Genomic DNA, 23,527 nt, shown 5'->3' on the forward strand with positions numbered 1-23,527 from the left:
GCACGGCGGCGATCGAATGGTCATGGTAGCGGTCACAAGGTGATCGTTACGAGGTAAGGCCTCGCAAGTCAACGAGGTCATACCTCTAGAAAAACCAATGTCCGACCATTTGCGGTCCGGTGTTGCTGGCCGATCACCCAAGGGAACGTGAACATCGAAGGGAAAACGGCAAATGTCTGACAAATGAGGCCATGCGAATGGTCTTACCAATAATGCGCGATCGGTGAAGATGCACGGAATTTGGTCGGGCGCGCAGGCAATCGGTCCGGACCGACGCGGCCGCGCCGATCCGAGATGTCAGACAGAAGAGTCCTGGGCGATTTAGACGGCCGCGCAGTTGTCGGCGATGAAGGTCATGTGGTCGGGCATGACCTGGGCGGACTTGGCGATGACGCCGCGAATGTTGTCCATGTTGGCGCGAAGTTGTTGGTCGGACATCACGTCGGCCATCGGGTCGTGGCCGCGCGGCTCGATCCCCTGGCCGATCATCACCGCGAACCAGCTGGTGTCGGTGAACAACTCGTCGTTCTCGCGGAACACCCGGCCGTAGCTCTGGAACACGGCCATCTTGTCGGCCAGGTAGTCTGGGATCGGCATCTCCCGCAGATAGTCCCAGTAGGGCGTGTCGTTCCGCCGGGTGGCGTGGAAGTGCAGGATGAGGAAGTCGCGGATCGTCTCGTAGTCGAACTGCATCACGCGGTTGTAGCGGTCGATGTCGGGCTGCTCGAACCGCCTGTCGGGGAACATGGCCAGCAGGCGCGAGATGCCGACCTGGATCAGGTGGATGCTCTGGCTTTCCAGCGGTTCCATGAAGCCCGCCGACAGGCCGATGGCCACGACGTTCTTGTTCCAGCTCTTCTTGCGCCGCCCCGCCGTGAAGCGGAGCGTGAAGGGATCGCGCAGCGGAGCGCCGTCCAGGTTGGCCAGCAGGTAGGCCGTCGCCTCGTCCTCGCTGATGTGGGCGCTAGAATAGGCGTAGCCGTTGCCCAGGCGATGCTGCAGCGGGATGCGCCACTGCCAGCCGGCCGGGCGGGCGGTGGCGCGGGTCACCGGGTTGGTCGAGCCGCCCAATTCGCACGGCACGGCCACGGCGCGGTCGTTGAGCAGCCACTGGGACCAGTCCTCGAACCCGGTCTTCAGGGTCTGCTCGATCAGCAGGCCCCGGAATCCCGAGCAGTCGATGAACAGATCGCCCTCGACCCGCTCGCCGCCTTGCAGGGTCACGGCCTCGATGAACCCGTCCTCGGCGCGCTGGTGCACCTCGACGATCCGGCCTTCCTGGCGGCGCACCCCGCGTGTCTCCGCGTAGCCGCGGAGGTACTGCGCGTAGAGGCCGGCGTCGATGTGGTAGGCGTGATCGATCTTGCCCAGCGGCGAGTTGGGCTGGTTGTTGGCCCGCATGAACTTGCCCTGCGCCGACGCCACCGCCTGCAGCGAGTAGTCGCCCAGGTCGCCGGCCTCGCCCATGGCCTTCAGCCGCAGCCAGTAGGCGTGGAACGACACCCCCTCCATGTCGACGCCGTAGGGGCCGAACGGGTGGTGGTACTGGTGGCCGATCGTCTTCCAGTCGACGAAGTCGATGCCCAGCTTGAAGGTCGCCTTGGTGCGGCGGACGAAGTCGTTCTCGTCCAGGTCCAGCATGCGGTTGAAGATCTTGATCTGCGGGATCGTGGACTCGCCCACGCCCACCGTGCCGATCTCCTCGGACTCCACCAGGGTCACCTGGGTGTAGCCGTCCTTCAGGAAGCGGCCCAGCGCCGCCGCCGTCATCCAGCCGGCCGTGCCGCCGCCGACGATGACGACCTTGCGCAGGCGTTGATTGGTCATGCGGGAACTCATGCTGGGATGTTGGCGGCCAGGTCGGCGGCGCAATAGCGGGCGATGAAGGCCTGGTGGTCGGGCATGGCCTGGGCCGTCTGGCCGATCAGGTCGGCCATCCGCTTCAGGCGATGGACCAGGGCGGCCTCGGGCAGGGTGTCGACCAGGGCGTCGTACTGGCGCGGCACGATCCCCTGGCCCAGCAGCACGGCGATCCAGCTGGGCTCGGCGAACAGGTCGTAGTCGGACTGGAAGATGCGGCCCCGGCCGGCGAACAGCGCGATCTTGCGCGCCAGGCTGTCGGGGATCTCCATCGTCCGGACATAGTCCCAGTAGGGCGTGTCCGAGCGCTCGGTGGCCTTGTAGTGCAGGATGATGAAGTCGCGGACCAGCTCGACCTGCTGGGCGGTCAGGCGGTTGTACTCGTCGATCTCCAGCGGATCGAAGCCCTTGTCCGGGAACAGCGCCAGCAGCTTGGTGATCCCGGCCTGGATCAGGTGGATGCTGGTGCTTTCCAGCGGCTCCAGGAAGCCGGACGACAGGCCGATGGCGACGCAGTTCTTGATCCAGGCCTGGTCCCGGCGACCGGCCTGGAAGCGCAGGAAATTGGGGTCAGCCTGGGCGAGGCCGTCCAGTCCCGCGGTCAGGGCGGCCAGGGCCTCGTCGTCGCCGATATGGGCGCTGGAATAGACATAGCCGTTGCCGGTGCGGTGCTGCAGCGGGATGCGCCAGCGCCAGCCGGCCTTGTCGGCGGTGGCGCGGGTATAGGGCGTCAGGCCGTCGCCGCCGGTGGCGCAGGGCAGGGCCACGGCCCGGTCGTTAGGCAGCCAGCGGCTCCAGTCGATGTAGCGCCCGCCCAGGGCCTGGCCGATCAGCAGGGCGCGGAAGCCGGTGCAGTCGATGAACAGGTCGGCCTCGATCACGCGGCCGTCCTCCAGGGTGACCGACTGGATGAAGCCGTCCTCGCCGCGCAGGGCCACGTCGGCGACCTTGCCTTCGATCCGCGTCGCGCCCCGCTTCTCGGCGAAGGCGCGCAGGAAGCGGGCGTAGAGGCCGGCGTCGAAATGGAAGGCGTATTTCAGGCTGGACAGCACCTTGGCCGGATCGGGATCGGGCATGGCGAAGCGGTTCTGGCGCGCGGCCACGGCCGCCAGGTTGAAGTCCTCGATCGGCCCGACCCGGTCGCGGACCTTGCGCCAGACCTGGTGGAACTTGATGGCCTCGATATCCAGGCCGAAGCTCCCGAACGGGTGGATGTAGCGGTCGCCCAGGCGCGTCCAGTTGCGGAACTCGATGCCCAGCTTGAAGGTCGCGCGGGTGGCGCGCATGAACTCGCGCTCGTCGATCCCCAGCATGCCGTTGAAGGTCAGGATGGGCGGGATGGTGGCCTCGCCGACGCCGACCGTGCCGATCTGCTCGGACTCGACCAGCACGACCTCGACCTGGCCGTTCAGCACCTTGGACAGGGCGGCCGCGGTCATCCAGCCGGCCGTGCCGCCGCCCAGGACCAGGACCTTGCGGATGGGAGCGGGCGTCATGAGCGGTCCTTCAGGGCGTCGGCGTGCGGCTGCATGGCCTGGGCGGCCTGATGGATCATCCCGCGCAGCCGGGCCAGGGCGGCGTCGGCCTGGGCGGCGGGAATGCGGTCGGCCAGCCGGTCGTGCCGGCGCGGCGTGATCCCGTGGCCCAGGAACGCCCCGACCCAGGCGCCTTCCACGAAGGTCTCCTCGTCGTACAGCACCACGCGGCCCCGGCTCTCGAACTGGGCCTGCTTGTAGGCCAGGGCCGGGGAGGGCGCGGCGCGCCGGGCCTGGACCCACAGCGGCTCGGTCCGCGTGGCGGCCGCGTAGCGGAACACGGCCAGGTCGCGGGCCCGGTCCTGCTCCTCGGCCATCAGCCGATTGTACTCCATCGCCGCCAGGGGCGAGCCGTCGGCGGTGGGCAGCAGGGCGATCAGTCGGCCGACGCCGCTCTGGATCGCCTGGGCGTCGTCGCCGTTCAGCGGCTCCAGCTGGCCGGCCGCCGGGCCGATCGCCACGCAATTGCCGGACCAGACCTGTCGGCGGCGACCGTTGCGCACGGGAACGATCGTGGCCTCGCCGCCCAGGATGTCGCGCGCCTCGTCGTCAGAGGTCAAGCTTCCGGCATAGCCCAGGGCCACGGCGTCGCCGCCGCGCAGCGGGACGCGCCGCAGCCAACCCTCGGCGATCGCCTCGAACTCGGTCAGCGGCGGCGGGTTGGCGCGGGGTGCGACCTCGCGCAGGGCCAGGCGGTCGCAGGGCAGGGCGGGCTCGTCGATCCAGCCGGCGTCGGGCGTCGCCCCGATCAGCCGGCCGTCCGGCGTGGCGTCGATGAACAGGTCGGCGACGACCCGCTCGCCGTCGGCCAGGACCACGGCGGCGATCCGGCCGTCCGCCGCCAGGACGACGTCGGCGATCTCGCCCGCGCGGGCCTCCACGCGGCCCGCCGTCGCCCGCAGCGCCGCGACATAGGCGGCGGCGTCCAGGTGCAGGCCGTAGGACAGGGTCGACAGCACCGAGCGGGGGTCTTCGCTGGGCGGGGCGAACCGGCCCAGGCGTCCGGCCACGGCGGCCAAGCTGTAGTCCTCGTATCGGCCGGCGTCGCCGCGCTCGCAGGCGCGCAGCCAGTGATGATGGAAGGCCACGCCGTCCAGACCGGCGCCGGCGTCGCTGAAGCCTTCCACATGGTCGTGGCCGGTCCCGGTCCAGCCGCTGTAGCGCGCGCCCAGCTTGAAGGTCCCGCGCGCGCTCCGCATCAGGGCGGCCTCGTCCAGGCCGAGCAGGCCGTGGAAGGTCCGCAGGGCGGGCAGGGTTGACAGGGCTCCGCAGGGCGCCGAGGCGGCGGTCTCGACCACGCGCAGGGTCCGGTCGCCGGGCAGCACCCGGGCCAGGGCGCAGGCCGTCATCCAGCCGGCGACGCCGCCGCCCAGGACGGCGACGCTGTTCAGGGGCGGGCGGCTCATGCGGCGGCTCCCGAGGCGGCGCAGAAGCGGGCGATCCAGTCGTCGTGGGTCGGCATGGCCCGCGCCGTTTCGGCGACCGACTCGCGGATCGCCTTCAGGCGCTGGGCGAGGGCCGCGTCGGGCACGCTGTCGCTGACCGGGTMGTACATCCCGGGCACGATGTTCTGGCCCAGATAGACGGCCAGCCAGCTGGGCTCGAGGAAGAAGCCGTCCTTGTACTTCACGACCACGCCCCGGTCGCGGAACAGGTCCATCTTGTAGGCCAGGCTGTCGGGGATAGGCAGGTTTCGGCGGTCGTCCCAGAACGGCGAGCCGACCCGCTGGTTGGCGTGGTAGTGCAGCACCAGGAAGTCGCGGATCCGCTCGAACTCCAGGGTCATGACCCGATTGTACTCGTCCTGGTCGGCCTGGGCGCAGTCGCGGTCGGGGAACAGTTCCAGCAGGGTGGTCACGGCCACCTGGATCAGGTGGATGCTGGTGCTTTCCAGCGGCTCCAGGAAGCCTGACGCCAGGCCCACGGCCACGCAGTTCCTGCTCCACTGCTTCTTGCGATGGCCGGCGACGAACCGCAGGAAGCGCGGGTCGGCCTGGGCCTTGCCCTCCAGTCCCGCCAGCAGGGCGGCGGCGGCGGCGTCGTCGCTGATATGGGCGCTGGAATAGACGTAGCCGTTGCCCACCCGGTGCTGCAGCGGGATGCGCCAGCGCCAGCCGGCCTCGTCGGCCGTGCAGCGGGTGTAGGGCGTCGAGGCCTCGACCGTTTCGCACGGCACGGCGGCGGCCCGGTCGCAGGGCAGCCAGCGCGTCCAGTCCTCGTAACCGGCCTTCAGGGCCTGTTCGATCAGCAGGCCCCGGAACCCGGAGCAGTCGATGAACAGGTCGGCCTCGATGCGTTCGCCGTTCTCCATCGTGATCGCCTCGATGAAGCCGTCCGCGCCGCGCAGGGCCACGTCGGCGACCTTGCCCTCGGTGCGGACCACGCCTCGCGCCTCGGCATAGGCGCGCAGATAGGCCGCATAGAGCCCGGCGTCGAACTGGTAGGCGTAGTTGTAGGTCGAGGCCACGGAGCGCAGGTCGGAAGAGGGCGGGGCGAACTTGCCAGCTCGCGCGGCCATCACCGGCAGGGAATAAGCCTCCAGCGGCGTCGGATCCCCGCCCTGGTGGGCCCGCAGCCAGTGGTGGTGGAAGCCCACCCCGCCGATCGCCGCGCCATAGGCGCCGAACGGGTGGATGTAGCTGTCGCCTGGCTTGCCCCAGCCGCGGAACTCGATGCCCAGCTTGTAGGTCGCCTGGGTCCTGCGCATGAAATCGGCCTCGTCGAGGCCCAGGGCGGCGTTGAAATGGCGGATGTGCGGCACGGTCGCCTCGCCGACGCCGACGGTGCCGATCTCGGCGGATTCCACCAGGCGCAGGGCGATCGGCAGGCCGGCCAGCTTGGCCGACAGGGCCGCGGCCGTCATCCAGCCGGCGGTGCCGCCGCCGACGATTAGAATGTTCCGGACGGCTCGATCCGTCATGCGTTCCCCCTCTCGCGACCGTACCCCGCCTTCTATGGGCGGTCATCCCGTCTGGCCCGAATGGACGTCGAGGTCCAAGCGGATTGGTCAGAGGACGTACGTTCCCAGTTGGGGGAAAGCGTCGCCCGCTGACCTGTTTTTCCTGGTTGCAACACGTGGGAGCAACCAAATTTTCCCGCTAAAACAGAAGMTTGATCGATGATCATCTTCTTTTTGACAGTCAAGTTACCGGTACCTTGACGTCGGCGGGCTTTGCCATATCATCTGACCATAATGGTCGATTCAATAGACCAATGGTAGCGGTAACCCGCTGCCAGGAAGAATAACTGGGGAGGCAGACGAAATGGACTACGTCCAAGGCGCGCCCGCATGCGCGAGCGGCAATTCAATTTCAAAACTCAAGTACGGCGTATCCGCCCTGGCGCTGGGCGTGGTGCTGATCGCCGGGCCGGCCCTGGCCCAGACCAAACCCGCCGATGACGCGGCGACGGTCGACGAGGTGGTTGTCACCAGCATCCGCCAGAGCCTGAAGAGCTCGCAGCAGCTCAAGCAAAGCTCGGAGGTCGTCAGCGACTCGATCACCGCCGAGGACATCGGCGCCCTGCCGGACCGCTCGGTCACCGAGGCGCTGCAGCGCATCCCGGGCGTGGCCATCAACCGCTTCGCCGCCGGCGTCGACCCCGACCACTTCTCGACCGAAGGCAGCGGCGTCGTGGTGCGCGGCCTGAACTTCGTGCGCTCGGAACTGAACGGCCGCGACACGTTCTCGGCCAACAACGGTCGCGCCCTGAGCTTCGCGGACGTGCCGTCCGAGCTGATGGGCGGCGTCGATGTGTTCAAGAGCCCCTCGGCCGACATGATCGAGGGCGGCATCTCGGGCACGGTCAACCTGCGCACCCGCCTGCCGTTCGACCAGAAGAAGCAGGTGATCTCGCTGTCGGCCGAAGCCAGCTACGGCGACTTCGTCAAGAAGTGGGCCCCGACATATTCGGCCCTCTACAGCAATCAGTGGGACACCGAGGCCGGCACGTTCGGCCTGCTGCTCAGCGCGGTCGATTCCAAGCTTTGGACCCGGGCCGACGGCACCCAGGTGTCGAACTTCGGCTGCCGCACCGATTTCACCACCGCCCAAACCACCAATCCCAAGGCTGTCGACTGCCCGGACAATCGGGGCAAGGGCGTGTGGTTCCCGCGCGGCGCGGCGTTCCGCAGCACCGAGACCGAGCGCGACCGCACGGGCTATGCGGCCGCCGGCCAATGGCGCAGCAACGACGACACCATGCTGGCGACCTTCCAGTACCTCCGCTCGGAATCGGAGCAGCACTGGACCGAACACGCGATGGAGATCGCCACCGACAACGTGACCTCGAACGGCGACTCGCGCCCGATCGACGGCACCACCTTCGGCGTCGACAGCAGCGGCATCTTCACCAACGGCGTCATCACCGGCTCGCAAGGCTGGCGCGACGACCAGAACAGCGCCACCGATCCGCGTACGCCCAGCAACGGCCTGCAAAGCAACAACATCACCCGCAGCGTCGAGCAGAAGTACGTCACCTCGGATTACGGCTTCAACTTCAAGTGGACGCCGAACGAGCGCTGGGGCGTGGTCTTCGACTACCAGCACGTGGACTCGACGGTCGACAACCTGGACGTTGGCGTCTGGGCTTCGACGTTCCAGAACTTGGACCTGAAGCTGAACGGTTCCGACATGCCGGTCTTCACGTTCCTGCCGCCGTCCAGCGGCGCGGCCGTGTCGAATTGCGCGCCGCCCAGCAGCAGCTGCTCGACCTACTTCCGGGGAACCCACAACAGCTTCCAGGACCCGTACAACAGCTTCTGGCGCTCGGCGATGGACCACATCGAGCAGAGCGAGGGCAAGGAAGACGCCGCCAAGATCGACGTCGACTACCGCTTCGCCGAGAATAGCTGGCTGGACTCGGCCCGCGTGGGCGTCCGCTGGTCCGAGCGCGACCAGACCACCCGGTTCACAGCCTATAACTGGGGCGTGCTGAGCGAAATCTGGGGCGGCGGCGGTCCGGTCTGGTTCGACGATCCAGTCAACGGCAACCCGGCCACGCCGGGCGGCAGCAACAGCGTCGCCCACACCGAGCTCTATCCGTTCACCGACTTCATGCGCGGCGAAGTGCCGGTTCCGACCGGTCTCGACGCCCGTCCGTTCTACAACGGCAACCCCGCCCGGGATTACGCCGCGATGTCGGCCTTTGGCCTGGCTGTCGGCGACGAATGGCGGGCGCGTCTCGACGCCAACCACTGCCCGCAGAATTGGGTGCCGTTGGCGCAGCGCTGCGGCGTGAACGCCGGGTCGCCGTTCCGGCCGGGCGAGATCAACCCGGTCAACGAGACGACCCAGTCGGCCTACGGCATGCTGCGGTTTGGGCACGACTTCGACGGCGACGTCCGGGTCAGCGGCAATATCGGCCTGCGCTATACCCGCACCAAACGCGAGGCTTCGGGTTATCTGACCTTCCCGCAGTCCTCCACGAACCCGCAGGCCTGCGCGGACGCCCTGGCGCGGTGGCAGGCCTTGCCCGATCCCAAGCCGGTGTTCACGCCCACCGACTACTGCCAGCTTCCCTCGTCGGTGCAGGCCGCGGCCGTGGCCTTCTCTAACGGCGCGACCTACCCGAACACGGCCCACCTGACCTACGACTACTGGCTGCCCAGCCTGAACGTGAAGGTCGCGTTGCCGAACAAGCTGCAGCTGCGCTTCGCCGCTTCGAAGACCATCACCCCGCCCGACATCGGCCTGACCCGCAACTACTACGACGTCAAGTTGGACACGACGGACGCGGCGATCTCGAACCCGGTCACGGCCGACAGCCTCAGCGGCACGGTCACGGTCGGCAATCCGTACCTGAAGCCCACCCAGTCGATAAACCTGGACGCTTCAGCGGAATGGTACTTCGCGCCGGTCGGCTMGCTGACCTTCGCGCTGTTCTGGAAGGAACTGAAGGACGTCGCCACCAACACGACCGCGCGCGTCCCGTTCACCAACAACGGCGCGACGTTCAACGTGGCGGTCACCACGCCGGGCAACTCCGACCAGACCGCCCACATCAAGGGCTTCGAAGTCGCCTACCAGCAGTTCTACGACTTCCTGCCCAAGCCGCTGGACGGCTTCGGCATCAACGCCAACTACAGCTACATCGACAGCAGCGGCGTGCCGCAAAGCACGCTGTCGGCGACCGACCCCGACGTGGCCGCCGGCCGCGTCTCGACGGTCGACACCAGCCTGCTGCCGCTGCAGGGCCTGTCCAAGCACAACGCCAACTTCGCGGCCATCTACGAGAAGGGCAAGATCTCGGCTCGCCTGGCCTACAACTGGCGTTCGGACTTCCTGCTGACGGTCCGCGACGTGATCGTGCCCTACGCGCCGATCATGAACGAGGCCACCGGCCAGCTGGACGGCTCGCTGTTCTACACCGTCAACGACAAGGTGAAGGTCGGCGTGCAGGGCGTGAACCTGACGAACGAGGTCACCAAGACCACCCAGGTCCTGAACAACCAACTGCTCAAGGCCGGACGGTCCTGGTTCATGAACGACCGGCGCTACACCTTCGTGTTGCGCGCCACCTTCTAGACCCCGAGGCGCCTCCGTCGGCCTGGTCCGGCGGAGGCGTTCCGGCGCATTTTCTTCTATCCCAAAACTCACCGCGCAACGTTCCCGACGTTGCGCGGTGTTCTTGAGAGGGCTTCATCGTGACGTTCCGCCGCTCAGTCTTTTCCAGGCGAGGTTTCATGGAGCTGGGGGCCGCCGCCGCGGCGGCCTGCGCGGCTCCGGGCCTGGCCCATGCCGCCGAAAGCGCCGCTGGGCCCTCGCTGGCGACCCTGGCCAAGGCCAAGGGCTTCCGGTTCGGCAGCGCGGTCGGAACGGGCAAGAACGGCACGCTGAACGATCCCGGCTATCGCCAGGTGCTGATCGACGAGTGCGGCGTGCTGGTGCCCGAGAACGAGCTGAAGTGGTACGTCCTGCGGCCCGACGCCAAGACCTTCGCCTTCGAGCGCGCCGACCGCATCGCCGCGTTCGCCAAGGCCCACGACATCGCCCTGCGCGGCCACACCCTGCTGTGGCACCACCCGAAGTGGTTCCCGGCCTGGCTCAACAGCTACGACTTCGGAACGGGCCCCGCCGCGGCGAAGAACGCCGAGGCCATGCTGACCGACCACATCGCCAAGGTCGTGGCCCATTATCCGCAGATCCAGAGCTGGGACGTGGTCAACGAGACGATCGATCCCAAGGACGGCGCGATCCGCCGCACGGTCTTCTCCGACGCCATGGGCCAGGAGCGGACCCTGGACGTCGCCTTCCACGCCGCCCGCGCCGCCGCGCCCAAGGCCCGGCTGGTCTATAACGACTACATGGGCTGGGAGGCCGGCAACGAGGCGCACCGCGCCGGCGTGCTGAAGCTGCTGGAAGGCTTCCGCAAGCGCGGGACGCCGGTCGACGCCCTGGGCGTCCAGAGCCACCTGGGCACCCAGGATCCCGGCGCCTCGGCCATTCTCGGCCAGCCGCAGGAAAAGGCCTGGCGGGCCTTCCTCGATGAGGCCACGGGCATGGGCTACGACCTGCTGATCACCGAATTCGACGTCAACGACCAGAACCTGCCGGGCGACGTCGCCGGTCGCGACGCGGCGGGCGCCGCGCTGACCAAGGCCTATCTCGACCTGATGCTGGACTACCGGCAGACCAAGGAGGTCCTGGCCTGGGGCATGGTCGACAAATATTCCTKGCTGCAGGGCTTCACGCCCCGCAAGGACGGCCTGCCCAAGCGCGCCACGCTCTATGACGACGCCTACAAGCCCAAGCCGCTGCGCGAGGCGGTGGCGGCGGCGTTCCGGGCGGCGCCGGTGYGGGCGTGAACCGCCGGGCGGCGCTGCTCGGCGCCGCGCTGGCGGCCTTCGCCGGCGTTTCCGCGCCGCGCGCCCAGACCTCGGGGTCCACCGGCGGCCTGACCGCCGAGCAGGACCACAGGCTGATGCTGGACCGGCTGGGGATCAAGACGCTGCGGCCGGGCGTCGACGGCTACAACTCCGCCGCCCCCAACTTCGTCAACCAGGATGAGGCCAAGGCCGGGCCGTTCAGTCCCTTGCCCGACCCGCTGGTCTTCCCGGACGGCCGCCCGGTGGCGACGCCTGACGACTGGTGGAAACGCCGCCGTCCGCAACTGGTCGAACTGTTCTCGCGCGAGGAGCACGGCCGCGTGCCCAGGCGCACGCCGGCGGTCCGCTGGCGGGTGGTCAGCGAGAAGCGCGACGTCCGCAACGGCGTGGCGGTGCTGGAGCGACGCCTGGCCGGCGACCTGGACAACCGCGCCTGGCCCGCCGTCTCGGTCAGTCTCGACCTGCTGCTGGTCACGCCGGAAGGCAAGGGGAGGCGGCCCCTGGTTCTGGAGTTCGGCTTCCCCGACGGGGCGCCCTGGATGAAGGGCAAACCGGCGCCGCCCGGGCCCGACTGGCGCGACCTGGTCCTGGCGCGGGGCTGGGGCTATGCGATCCTCGACCCCACCAGCGTCCAGCCCGACAACGGCGCGGGGCTGAGCCGGGGCGTCATCGGCCTGGTCAATCACGGCCGTCCCCGCGCGCCTGGCGACTGGGGCGCCCTGCGCGCCTGGGCCTGGGGCGCCAGCCGGGTGCTGGATTTCCTGGCCACCGATCCCGCCGTAGACGACCGCCGCGTGGCGATCGAGGGCCTGTCGCGTTACGGCAAGGCCGCCCTGGTGGCCATGGCCTACGACCAGCGCTTCGCCGCCGGCCTGGTCGCCTCGTCGGGGGAGGGCGGGGCCAAGCTGCATCGGCGCAAGCGCGGCGAGCAGCTGGAGAACCTGGCGGCCAGCGGCGAGTACCACTGGATGGCCGGCAATTTCCTGCGCTACGCCGGACCGCTGACCGTCGACGACCTGCCTGTCGACGCCCACGAACTGATCGCCCTGTGCGCGCCCCGGCCGCTGTTCATCAGCGTCGGCAACGACCAGGCCGACGGCTGGGTGGACTCGCGCGGCATGTTCATGGCCGCCGTCGCCGCCGGGCCGGTCTACCGGCTGCTGGGCGCGCGCGACCTGGGCGTCACGGTGTTCCCCGAGCCCTTGACCCTGGTGGCCGAGGGCGAGCTAGCGTTCCGGCAGCACGAGGGCGGTCACACGCCCGGCCCGAACTGGCCCTACTTCCTGGACTTCGCTTCGCGCTATCTTGAGCGCCCCTGAGTTCGTTTCGCCAAGTCCCGCAAGAGCGTCGCATGAGCCTGTCCTTTCCGCCCCTCGAAGAGCGTTCGAACGTCACGCGGGAAATCCTGCGCGCCGAGATCGTCCCGGCCTACCGGCCCGTGGTGCTGCGCGGCTTCGCGGCGGACTGGCCGGCGGCCCGGGCCGGTCTCGAGGGACCGGCGGCGGCGGCGGCCTATATCAAGGGCTTCGACAAGGGCGTGGCCGTCGAGGCCTTCGTCGGGGCGCCGGAGATCAACGGACGCTTCTTCTACAGCGACGCCGAGCGGGCGGTGAACTTCGAGCGGCGGCAGGGCGGGGTCTCGGCCATCGTCGACGACATCCTGGCCCTGGGCGCCGAGGCCAACCCGCCGTCGGTCTATGTCGGCTCGGCCCCGACGGAGCGGGTGCTGCCGGGCTTCGCCGAGGCCAACACGCACGACCTGCTGGCCGTGCCGGTCGAGCCGCGCATCTGGTTCGGCAACGCCGTCAGGGTGCAGACCCACTACGACATGGCCGACAACATCGCCGTGGTGACGGCCGGTCGCCGGCGCTTCACCCTGTTCCCGCCCGAGCAGACGGCCAACCTCTATGTCGGGCCGCTGGACTTCACCCTGGCCGGTCAGCCGATCAGCATGGTCGAGCTGGAGGCGCCCAACCTGGACCGCTATCCGCGCTTCGCCGAGGCGATCGAGCACGGCCGCTCGGCCGAGCTCGGTCCCGGCGACGCCATCTACATCCCCACCGCCTGGTGGCACCACGTCCAGTCGCTCGCCCGCTTCAACGTGCTGGTGAACTACTGGTGGCGCGAGCTGCCGCCCGAGGCCGGGTCGGCGTTCGAGGTGCTGGTCCACGGCCTGCTGGCCGTGCGCCACCTGCCCAAGCCGCAGCGCGACGCCTGGCGGGCGATCTTCGACCACTACCTGTTCGAGGCTGACGGCGATCCCGCCGCCCACCTGCCCGACGAGCGCAAGGGCGTGCTGGGGCCGCTGACGCCGCGCCTGGCGCAGAACATCCGCGCCTTCCTCAAGCGGTCGCTCGGCTGAACGCCTAGGCGTGGGCGATGATCGGCAGGAAGGTCTCGGCCGTCAGGCTGGCGCCGCCCACCAGCACGCCGTCGACGTTCGGGGTCGCCAGGATGCCGGCCGCGTTGGCCGGGGTCACCGAGCCGCCGTACAGCAGGCGGATGCGGTCGCCGGCCGGACCCAGCGTCGCGCGGCAGGTCTCGCGCAGCACGGCGTGCATGGCGGCGATGTCCGCGTCCGTGGCCGAGCGACCCGTGCCGATGGCCCAGATCGGCTCGTAGGCCACCGACAGCCAGTCGCCGTCGGCGTCGGCCGGCAGGCAGTTCTCCAGCTGGGCGCCGACCACCGTCTCGGCCAGGCCGGMCTCGCGGACGTCCAGCGCCTCGCCCACGCACAGGATCACCGACAGGCCGTGCCGTCGCGCCGCCTCGGCCTTGCCGCGCACCTCGGCGTCGCTCTCCTGGCGGCCCGCCCGGCACTCGCTGTGACCGACGATGGTGAAGGCCGCGCCGGCGTCCTTGACCATCGGCGCGGACAGGCACCCGGTGTGCGCGCCCTTGTCGGCGGCATGGATGTCCTGGGCGCCGACGTGCAGCGCGTCGGCGGCCTGCCAGGCGGCGGTGATCAGGGTGGCGGGGACGGCCACGCCAACGTCGACGGCGGGCGTCTGGCGCGCCGCCGCCTCGATGGCGTCCAGGACGGGCAGGGCGTCGCGGCCGCCGTGCATCTTCCAGTTTCCGACCACGAACTTCCGGGCGGGCTTATCCATAGCGAGCTGCATTCGGTCTCCGTGCGCCGGTCCTGCCCGGCGCCTGTGTCTTCAAAGGGCGAGGGAAGGGCGGTCAGGCCGGTTCGGGGATCTTGGCGGGGTGGTCGTGGCGGGCCAGTCGCGCGCCCAGCGCCGCCAGCTGTTCCCATAGGGCGGGCGGGAGGCGGGGCCCGAACGTCTCGTAGGCCGGCGGGATCAGGGCGGCCTCTGCGCGCCAGATCTCGGGGTCCACGGTCAGCAGCAGGTCCAGCTGGGCGTCGGTCAGGTCCAGGCCCGTCAGGTCCAGGCCGTCGCGGGCGGGCAGACGACCGATCGGGCTGTCGATGGCCTCGGCCTCGCCCTCCAGGCGGTCGACGATCCACTTCAGCACCCGGCTGTTCTCGCCATAGCCCGGCCAGACGAACTTGCCGCGCTCGTCCTTGCGGAACCAGTTGACGAAGTAGATGCGGGGCAGCTTGGCCGGATCGGCCGACGCGCCGACCTTCAGCCAGTGATTGAAGTAGTCCCCCATGTTGTAGCCGCAGAACGGCAGCATGGCGAAGGGATCGCGGCGCAGCTCGCCGATGCTGTTCTCGGCCGCCGCCGTACCTTCCGAGGCGACGTTGGAGGCCAGGAACACCCCGTGCTCCCAGTCGAAGGCCTCGGTGACCAGCGGCACCGCCGAGGCGCGGCGGCCGCCGAACAGGATGGCCGAGATCGGCACCCCGGCCGGGTCCTCCCACTCGTCGGCGATCACCGGGCACTGGCCGGCGGGCACGGCGAAGCGGGCGTTGGGATGGGCGGCGGGCTCGCCGCTCTCCGGCGTCCAGGCGCGGCCCTTCCAGTCGGTCAGTCCCTCGGGCGGGGTCTCGGTCAGGCCCTCCCACCAGACGTCGCCGTCGGCGGTCAGGGCCACGTTGGTGTAGACGCAGTTGGAATGCAGGGTGTCGACCGCGTTGCGGTTGGTCTTGACGCCCGTGCCCGGCGCGACGCCGAAGAAGCCGGCTTCCGGATTGATCGCGTACAGACGGCCGTCCGGCCCGAACCGCATCCAGCAGATGTCGTCGCCGATGGTCTCGGCCTTCCAGCCGGGCAGGGTGGGCTGCAGCATGGCCATGTTGGTCTTGCCGCAGGCGCTGGGGAAGGCGGCGGCCACGTAGCGCACCTTGCCGGCCGGCGAGGTCAGCTTGAGGATCAGCATGTGCTCGGCCAGCCAGCCCTCGTCGCGGGCCATCACCGAGGCGATGCGCAGGGCGTAGCACTTCTTGCCCAGCAGGGCGTTGCCGCCGTAGCCCGAGCCGTAGGACCAGATCTCGCGGCTCTCGGGGAAGTGGACGATGTACTTGTCGTCGTTGCACGGCCAGGCGACGTCGTCCTGACCCTCGCCCAGGGGCGCGCCCAGGGTGTGCAGGGCCGGCACGAAGAAGCCATCCTCGCCCAGGGCGTCCAGGGCCGCCCGGCCCATCCGGGTCATCACTCGCATCGAGACGGCGACATAGGCGCTGTCGGTGATCTCGACCCCCAGGGCGCTGATCGGCGAGCCGACGGGGCCCATGGAGAAGGGCACGACGTACATCGTCCGTCCCCGCATGCAGCCGTCGAACAGGCCGTTCAGCGTGCGGCGCATCTCGTCCGGGTCGCGCCAGTTGTTGGTCGGACCGGCGTCGGCCTGGTCGGCCGAGCAGATGAAAGTGCGGCTCTCGACGCGGGCGACGTCGCGCGGGTCGGAGGCGGCGTKGAACGAGTTGGGGCGAAGCTCGGGATTGAGGCGCTTGAGCGTGCCGAGGGCGACCAGTTCATCGGTGAGGGCGGCCCATTCCGCGTCGGAGCCGTCGCACCAGTGGATGGCCTTCGGCTTGGTCAGGGCGGCGACCTCGTCGACCCAGGCCAATAGACGCGCGTGTTTCGTCGGGGGCGCGTTAGCGCCCAGCCCTTGGTTCTGCATTTCACGTCCTGCTGCAAGTTGGCGAAACTATTGCTCGCCTTGCGCGCACCATAGCGTGAGGAATCGAGGGGAAAAGACCAATGTTTTCAATGACAACGTTGTCGTTGAAAAACAGGGCGCCAGTTGCCGCGAGGGTGGCATGTTTTCGCGCCCGGCGCCCGTTTAGGAGGAAGTCGATCCCGAAGCGCAGCCGTCGCCGCGCCGAAATGACCGCCTTCGCGCAGCCTTCCGGGGCGAATCGAGGCGGTCGGGACCCGTGTGGAAACTCACGCCGTCCGTGTGACCGGCGGCACAGCGTCCGCCTTCCGCCCTCCGCATCTTCACCGGAAGGGGCGTCGCCCGCCGGCGGTTCGGCGCGGTCGCCATCCTGGACGGAGGAAATTCCATGCTCAGCAATAAGGAAGCCCTGGCGCTGGCCGACCAGATCGAAGCGGCTCTGCCCGACGCCGAGGCGTTCGGCGCGTCGGCCGGCGACGATCTGTGCAAGACCTATCGGTCGATCGCCCCCAGCATCAAGGCGCTGCTCCCGGTCATCGCGCTGATTCCCGGCGTCGGGCCGGCCGTCGCCAAGGCGTTGAAACTGCTGATGGCGCTCGCCGACCAGCTCTGCCCCACGGCCTAGGCTCGGCGCCCAGAAGGCCTCGCGCCGTCGAGGTTCGAGGCCTTCGAACACCCTGGGTCCCACGGATCACGCGCCGACGCGTTCGCGCCCACACCCCCCAAACGAGGGTTGTGGCCCAGGCCCGCCCCTCGCTAGCTCGGGCGGTCGCTGTTCGGGGAACGGCGTGCGCATAAGTGGTTAAATGGGGTGAAATATGTCGGGAATCCAACATAGCCGCGGCAAGAGTCCGCGCAGTCCGCGAGCCCTGTGGCTGGCGGGGACGGCTCTCGGATGTTCTCTGCTGGTGCAGCCCGCAGCAGCCTTGGCCGCCGACGAGTGCGGCCCGCCCGCCGCCGGCGTGGTGACCTGTCCGGCGCCCGTCACCACCGGCGTCAGCTACACGACGATCGATGACCTGATCCTGAACCTGCCGGCCGCGACGTCCAATTCCGGCGCGATCGCGGTGGATGTCGTCGGCGGGGCCGGGAAGGTCAGCGTCGTGGCGGCCGACATCTCGACCAGCGGAAACGAAGCCCCCGGCCTGTTCGTCACCACCACCAGCGGCGCGATCGACGTCACGGTGACCAAGGCGGCCACGTCGGGAACCGACATGGTCAACCAGATGACCAACGACGCGATCGTCGCGCTGTCGGACAGCGGCGCGGTCAAGGTCAAGGCCGGCGAGGTTTCGACGGTCGGGGTCTACACGTCCGGCGTCGCGGCCCAATCGAAGACCGGCGACGTCACGGTCGAGATCGACACGATCTCCTCCTCGGGTCTGGGCGGCAGCATCGTCCTGGCCCGTTCGCTGGACGGTCCCAGCGCCACGCCGACGGGCGGGGGCAAGGTGACGGTGGTGGTCGGCGAAGCCTCGACCAGCCAGGCCAACGGCGTCATCGGGGCCGTCGGCTTCGGCGACGTCTCCGTGACCGCCGGTCACATCGTCGGGACCGGGGGCCCGGCTGTCGGTCCCGCCGGCCACACCTCTTTCGGCCAGGGGATCGGCGCGCGCAGCTACAACGGCGACGTCGCCGTCAAGGTCGACGACCTGTCGACCAGCGGCGTGGGCTTCCTGGGCGTGACCGCCACCGCTCTGGCGGGCGACGCGTCCGTCGAGAGCGGGACCGTCACCACGGCCAGCGACGGGGCCTACGGCGTCTATGTGCGGGCCGGCGGCACAGCCAAGGTCGTGGCTGACACGACGACCACCCATGGCAAGGTGACCAACGACGGTACGACCCACTACACTGACGCCATCCGCGTCGAGGCGGGCGGCCTGATGGACGTGACCTCTCAGCATGCGACGGCGACGGGCGACGGCGCCTCGGCGATCCTGGCCAGGGGCGACGGGTCGATCAGGATCGACAGCGGCGAGGCCTCGGCCGCGGGCGGCGCGATCACCGTGGGCGGTGTCCAGGTGTTCTCCAACGCCATCAGCGCCCAGAGCTTCCTGGGCGACATCGACATCACCAGCGACACGGCCAGCGCTCAGGGCGCCCAGTCCTGGGCGATCTACGCCTCGGCGGGCAACGGCGCGATCAGCATCGACAGCGGGACGGCCACGGCGGCCGGCGCGGGCGGCCGGGCGATCTACGCCAACGGCGGCGAAGGGGTGACGATCCGCAGCGACGTGGCCTCKACCACCGGCGCGCCCAGCGGGTCCAACGCCGCCGACGCCATCATGGCCCTGACCTTCAACAAGACGGCCGACATCGACATCACCAGCGGCTCGGCCAGCACGACGGGGAACGGCGCTCGCGGCATCTACGCCTGGACGACCGGCGGCATCGCCATCGACAGCGGCCAGGTGACCACCACGGGGAACAGCGCCCACGGGATCATGGTCGATTCCGACGGAGCGCTGGTGTTCGGTACGCCGCACGTCCCGGTCGGCGGCGTTGGGACGGTGACCATCGTCAGCGACAAGGTCAGCGCCACCGGGAACGGGGCGATGGGCGTGTGGGTCGACTACGCGGGTCCCATCAGCATCGACAGCGGCGAGATCACCGTCGGCAACGGCGTGGGTCTCTACGTCTACGGCAAGGACACGGTGGACGTCTCGGCCGACAAGGTGACCGCGACCGGCACCGGCGTGGTGGTCTACGGCCGCGAGGGCGCGGTGAACGTGACCACGGGGACGGTTTCGGCCGGGACCCAGGGCGACGTAGGCGTCTTCGCCCAGACCACCAGCGGCGACATCGTGATCAGCGCCCAGACCACCAAGACCCAGGGCGACATGCTGACCGGCTTCACCGCCGACGCCGTGGGCGGGATCTCGACCGGCGGCGACATCAGCATCACCAGCGGCGACGCCCAGACGACCGGCCGCTCGGCCTTCGGCGTCTATGCGATCAGCCAGACCGGCGCGGTGTCGATCGACAGCGGTTCGGTGACCACCGCCGGCCAGGGCTCGACCGGGCTCTACGCCCGCGGGGCCAGCGCCTCGATCGAGAGCGGCTCGGTCCACACCTCAGGTGACGCCGCGCGCGGCATCTACGCCTGGTCCAACGGCGACATCGACATCCACAGCGGCGAGGTGGCCACCACCGGCGCCAACGCCCACGGGATCATGGTCGATTCCGACGGGGCGCTGGTGTTCGGCACGCCGCACGTCCCGGCCGGCGGGGCAGGGACGCTGAGCATCGTCGCCGACAAGGTTTCGGCCACCGGCTCGGGCGCCATGGGCGTCTGGGCCGACTATGCCGGCCCGATCAGCATCGACGCCGGCGAGATCACGGCCGGCAACGGCGTGGGCCTCTATGTCTATGGAAAGGACACGGTGGACGTCTCGGCCGACAAGGTCACGGCCAGCGGGACCGGCGTGGTGGTCTACGGCCGCGAGGGCGCGGTGCACGTCACCACGGGGACGGTCTCGGCCGGGACCCAGGGCGACGTCGGTGTCTTCGCCCAGAGCACGACAGGCGACATCACCATCGACGCCAACGTGACCCGCACGGCCAACACCGGTCTGCACGGCGGCTTCACCGCCGACGGGGTGGGCGGCTATTCGACCAACGGCGGCCACGTGAAGGTCACCAGCGCCGACTCGGCGGTGGTCGGCCAGTACGCCTCGGCGGTCTGGGCCCAGTCCACCGGCGGTGAGGTCGAGATCAACAGCGGCAAGGCGCGCGCCAGCAGCGACGGCACGGTGGCGGTCACCGGCCGTGGCGACAGGGTGACGATCGTCAGCCAGGACGCCGAGATCACCGGCGCCAACGCTCGGGCCCTCGAGGCGGTGGCGTATAACGGCGGCGATCTGACGGTGACCTCCGGGCGTGCGGTCGCCACGGCGACGGGCAGCATCGCCATCGACCTGTTCGCCGACCACGACGCGACCCTGACCGTCACCGGTCAAACCTCGGGCGCCCTGATCGGCGTCCGGGTCTCGGCCCTGAACCAGGCCGAAATGACCGTCGGAGCCGACGCCTCGATCACCGCGACCGGCGGTGTCGGGGTCGAGTTCCGCGCCGTGCCCGTGCCGGGCGGCTCGGGCTCGCCCGCCGCCGGCTACGGCGCCAGCCTGACCACGGCCGGCCACATCGGCGGGGCGCCCGGCGCCCTGGCGGTCAAGTTCGCGGGCGGGGACGACACCCTGACCCTGCTGACCGGCGCCAGCTTCGCCGGCGCCGTCGACGGCGGGGCGGGGCTGGACACCCTGGTGCTGAAGGGGACCTCCGGCCAACAGTCGGCCAGCCAGACGTTCAGCGGCGTCCTCAACTTCGAGACCGCCACGGTCGCGACCGGCGACTGGACCCTGACCGGCCTGCTGCAGGCCGACAGCCTCTCCATCGCGTCGGGCGCGACCCTGCGGATCGACGATAAGCAGGATCGCAACGCCTGGCTCGAGACGACGACGCCGGGCGCGGGCCTATCGGTCCACAACGACGGCACGCTGATCTCCCGCAGCTTCGACGACAGCCTCTACGCCGACAGCGGCACGCTCTCGATCAGCGGGACGGGCGACGTGGAGCTGCAGTCCGGCGCCATGCTGGCGTCCGGCGCCTGGACCTATACGGGCGCGACCCGGGTCAGCGGCGGCGAGCTGCACGTGGTCACCGACATCGGCGGCGGCCTGGAGCAGACCGGCGGCGTCGTGGTCGTGGGCGCCGACTACGCGGTCGACGACGCGGGGCTGGGCACGGTGAAGGTCGCTGGTCATGGAACGACGGGAAGCTTCGCGGGCGGCCTGAAGGTCGACGGCGGCCAGTTCTTCCTGGGCCAGGACGGCGACTACACCCTGACCAACGCCCTGTCGGGCGCGGGCGGCCAGGTGATCTGGGCCGGCGGCGGCGACCTGACCCTGTCGGGCGCCTATTCGCGGACGGGGATGCTGGTCAACGGCGGCGGCCTGGTGACGATCGCCAACCTGTCGGCCGACTCCCGCCTGGCCCTGATGGGCGAGGCCTTCGCCCTCGGCTCGGGCGCCAAGAAGACCGGCGGGCTTTCGGGCGACGCCGACCTCGACATCGGCGCCGGGACCCTGACGGTGGCCCAGGTCAACGCCACGAGCTATTCGGGCGACCTGAGCGGCGCGGGCGGCCTGGTCAAGTCCGGCGCGGCGACCCTGACCCTGTCGGGCGCGGCGACCTACGCCGGGCCGACGACCGTGTCGGGCGGCGTGCTGCTGCTGAAGGGCTCGATGACCAGCGACGTCACCGTGGCGTCGGGCGCGACCCTGCAGATCGGCGACGGCGGAACGACCGGCGAGCTGACGGGCGACCTGGCAGTCGCCGGCACGACGATCTTCAACCGGTCGGACGAGTATGACTACGGCGGCGACATCACCGGCGCGGGCGAGCTGGTCAAGAAGGGGGCCGCGCGCCTGACCCTGTCGGGCCAGTACGGCTTCACCGGCACGACCACCGTCCAGGGCGGCTCGGTGCGGATCCTGCATCTGCCGCAGACCGCCCAGGTCCAGGTCGACAATGGCGTGCTGGACCTCAGCGGCCTGACCCAGACCATCACCAACCTCAGCGGCGGCGCGACGGGCGGCGTCGACATCAGCGGCGGCGCCCTGACCGTCAACCAGTCGGGCAGCACCACCTTCGCCGGCTCGATCACCGGCTCGGGCTCGTTCACGGTCACCGGCGGCGGCGTGATCGAGCTCAGCGGCGCCAACACCTATACCGGCGACACCACGGTCACGGCCGGCAAGCTGAAGGTCAACGGTTCGGTGACCTCCGACGTCACCGTGGGCGCGGCCGGCGCCCTGGGCGGCTCGGGCGTGATCGGCGGCGACGTCGTCGTGCAGGGCGGCGGCCAGGTCACACCCGGCAACTCGCCCGGCACCCTGACCGTGGCCGGCGACTTCACCTTCGCCGCGGGCTCGACCTACCAGGTCGAGGTGCTGCCGACCGGCGAGCACGACCTGATCGTCGTGGGCGGCGCCACCACCATCCAGAGCGGCGCCAAGGTCGCCGTGCTGGCCGGCGGCCCGGCCTCGCAGTACGCCCGGTTGAGCCAGTACGGGATCCTGACCTCGGCGGGCGGGATCACGGGGCGGTTCTCCAGCGTCACCAGCGACATGGCGTTCCTGACGCCCAGCCTGACCTACACGGCCAACGCCGTGCGCCTGAACCTGGTGCGCAACGACATCCGGTTCGCCAGCTTCGCCACGACCTCGAACCAGGCTCGCGTGGCCGACGCGGCCGAGGCCCTGGGCCTGGGCGCGCCGGTCTACGACGCCCTGGTCACCCAGAACGCGGGCGGGTCGGCCCAGGGCTACGCCGCCCTGGACGGCCAGATCTACGCCGACGTCTCGACCGTCCTGGCGGGAGAGGCGGGCCGGCTGCGGCAGGCGATCCAGGCCCGGACCTCGGCCCCGGCCGAGGTGTCCGGCGGCTGGGGCGACGTCCTGGCGGGGTGGAGCAAGGTCGACGCCGGCGCCGGCGCGGCGGGCCTGAAGGTCAGCGGCGCGGGTCTGGCGGTCGGCGGCGACAGGGTGCTGGGCGACACCCGCCTGGGCCTGGCGGCCGCCTATGGCGAGGCCGACGGGACGGTCTCGGCGCGGAACAGTCGGGCCGAAAGCAAGAATGGCCAGGTCGCGGCCTACGCCGCCAGCGTCTTCGGACCGCTGCGCGCCGACGTGGGCGCGGCCTACGCCTGGTCGTCGATCGACGCCGAGCGGGTGGTGGTGTTCCCGGGCGCCCAGGACCGCGTGAAGGGCAAGTACGACGCCACCGTCGGCCAGGTGTTCGGCCAGGTGTCCGCGCCGGTGGCCCTGGGCGCGGGCGTTGTCGAGCCCTTCGTGGCGGGCAGCTATCTGCGCGTGAAGAGCGACGACTTCAACGAAACCGGCGGCTTCGCGGCGCTGAAGGTCGAAGGCGTCACCCGCGAGCTGGGCCTGGTCGACGTCGGGGTCAAGGTGAAGGGCGAGTTCGGCCTCGGCGCGACCTCGGTCCTGCGGCCGCGCGCCGCCGTCGCCTGGCGCATGGCCACGGGCGACCTGGCGGGCCAGACCGCCAACGCGTTCGCCAGCGGGACGACCCGCTTCGTGATCAGCGGCGCCAAGTCCGACGCCGGCGCCCTGGCGGTCCAGCTGGGAGCCGACCTGGTGTCGGGCGATCGGGCGCGGTTCGGGGTCACCTACGAAGGGACCTACGGCGACCGCTTCGAGGCCCAGGCCATCCGCGCCGGCGGGGCTTGGCGCTTCTAGGGCTGGGGGGAGGCGTT

The 23,527-nt window shown here is 70.1% G+C and carries 12 protein-coding genes; 6 read left to right on the forward strand and 6 right to left on the reverse strand.

What is annotated here, in order from left to right; all coding sequences use genetic code 11:
• Positions 1-321 precede the first annotated feature (321 nt).
• Genes AC1U89_RS14935 through AC1U89_RS14950 form a run of 4 tightly spaced genes read right to left on the reverse strand, consistent with a single transcriptional unit; the run spans position 322 to position 6,315 of the window.
• On the reverse strand, positions 322-1,827 hold the full coding sequence (locus AC1U89_RS14935) for a tryptophan halogenase family protein (RefSeq protein ID WP_479900478.1): 1,506 nt from the start codon (positions 1,825-1,827) through the stop codon (positions 322-324).
• Between the two features lie 8 nt (positions 1,828-1,835).
• Positions 1,836-3,356 (reverse strand): tryptophan halogenase family protein, encoded by a 1,521-nt coding sequence (locus AC1U89_RS14940; RefSeq protein ID WP_479900479.1) that lies wholly within the window; start codon positions 3,354-3,356, stop codon positions 1,836-1,838.
• Positions 3,353-4,801, reverse strand: coding sequence for a tryptophan halogenase family protein (locus AC1U89_RS14945; protein ID WP_479900480.1), 1,449 nt, complete (start codon positions 4,799-4,801; stop codon positions 3,353-3,355). The genes AC1U89_RS14940 and AC1U89_RS14945 overlap by 4 nt, the downstream gene beginning before the upstream one ends.
• Positions 4,798-6,315, reverse strand: coding sequence for a tryptophan halogenase family protein (locus tag AC1U89_RS14950; protein ID WP_479900481.1), 1,518 nt, complete (start codon positions 6,313-6,315; stop codon positions 4,798-4,800). The genes AC1U89_RS14945 and AC1U89_RS14950 overlap by 4 nt, the downstream gene beginning before the upstream one ends.
• A 343-nt stretch (positions 6,316-6,658) precedes the next feature.
• On the opposite strand from AC1U89_RS14950, the gene AC1U89_RS14955 reads away from it, so the two are divergent.
• From AC1U89_RS14955 to AC1U89_RS14970, 4 genes are all read left to right on the forward strand, one after another.
• Complete coding sequence (locus tag AC1U89_RS14955; RefSeq protein ID WP_479900482.1) at positions 6,659-9,919, forward strand: TonB-dependent receptor; 3,261 nt, start codon at positions 6,659-6,661, stop codon at positions 9,917-9,919.
• 158 nt (positions 9,920-10,077) lie between these two features.
• Positions 10,078-11,199, forward strand: a complete 1,122-nt coding sequence (locus AC1U89_RS14960; protein ID WP_479900483.1) for an endo-1,4-beta-xylanase — start codon at positions 10,078-10,080, stop codon at positions 11,197-11,199.
• Positions 11,196-12,539 (forward strand): alpha/beta hydrolase family protein, encoded by a 1,344-nt coding sequence (locus tag AC1U89_RS14965; protein ID WP_479900484.1) that lies wholly within the window; start codon positions 11,196-11,198, stop codon positions 12,537-12,539. The genes AC1U89_RS14960 and AC1U89_RS14965 overlap by 4 nt, the downstream gene beginning before the upstream one ends.
• Positions 12,540-12,571: 32 nt before the next feature.
• Positions 12,572-13,582 carry a cupin-like domain-containing protein gene (locus tag AC1U89_RS14970; protein ID WP_479900485.1) on the forward strand — a complete coding sequence of 337 codons (1,011 nt, stop codon included), beginning with the start codon at positions 12,572-12,574 and terminating at the stop codon, positions 13,580-13,582.
• 4 nt (positions 13,583-13,586) lie between these two features.
• Here the strand turns inward: AC1U89_RS14970 and tpiA are convergent, their stop codons facing one another.
• Both tpiA and AC1U89_RS14980 read right to left on the reverse strand, forming a co-directional pair.
• Positions 13,587-14,342, reverse strand: a complete 756-nt coding sequence (tpiA, locus tag AC1U89_RS14975) for a triose-phosphate isomerase (RefSeq protein WP_479900486.1) — start codon at positions 14,340-14,342, stop codon at positions 13,587-13,589.
• 61 nt (positions 14,343-14,403) lie between these two features.
• Positions 14,404-16,254, reverse strand: coding sequence for a phosphoenolpyruvate carboxykinase (GTP) (locus AC1U89_RS14980; RefSeq protein ID WP_479900487.1), 1,851 nt, complete (start codon positions 16,252-16,254; stop codon positions 14,404-14,406).
• A 385-nt stretch (positions 16,255-16,639) separates the two neighbouring features.
• On the opposite strand from AC1U89_RS14980, the gene AC1U89_RS14985 reads away from it, so the two are divergent.
• Both AC1U89_RS14985 and AC1U89_RS14990 read left to right on the forward strand, forming a co-directional pair.
• Entirely contained in the window at positions 16,640-16,876 is a 237-nt protein-coding gene (locus AC1U89_RS14985; RefSeq protein ID WP_479900488.1) for a hypothetical protein, read from the forward strand.
• A 283-nt stretch (positions 16,877-17,159) separates the two neighbouring features.
• On the forward strand, positions 17,160-23,510 hold the full coding sequence (locus AC1U89_RS14990; protein ID WP_479900489.1) for an autotransporter domain-containing protein: 6,351 nt from the start codon (positions 17,160-17,162) through the stop codon (positions 23,508-23,510).
• Positions 23,511-23,527: the final 17 nt, after the last annotated feature.

The organism is Caulobacter sp. 05T431 (genome assembly GCF_056665975.1).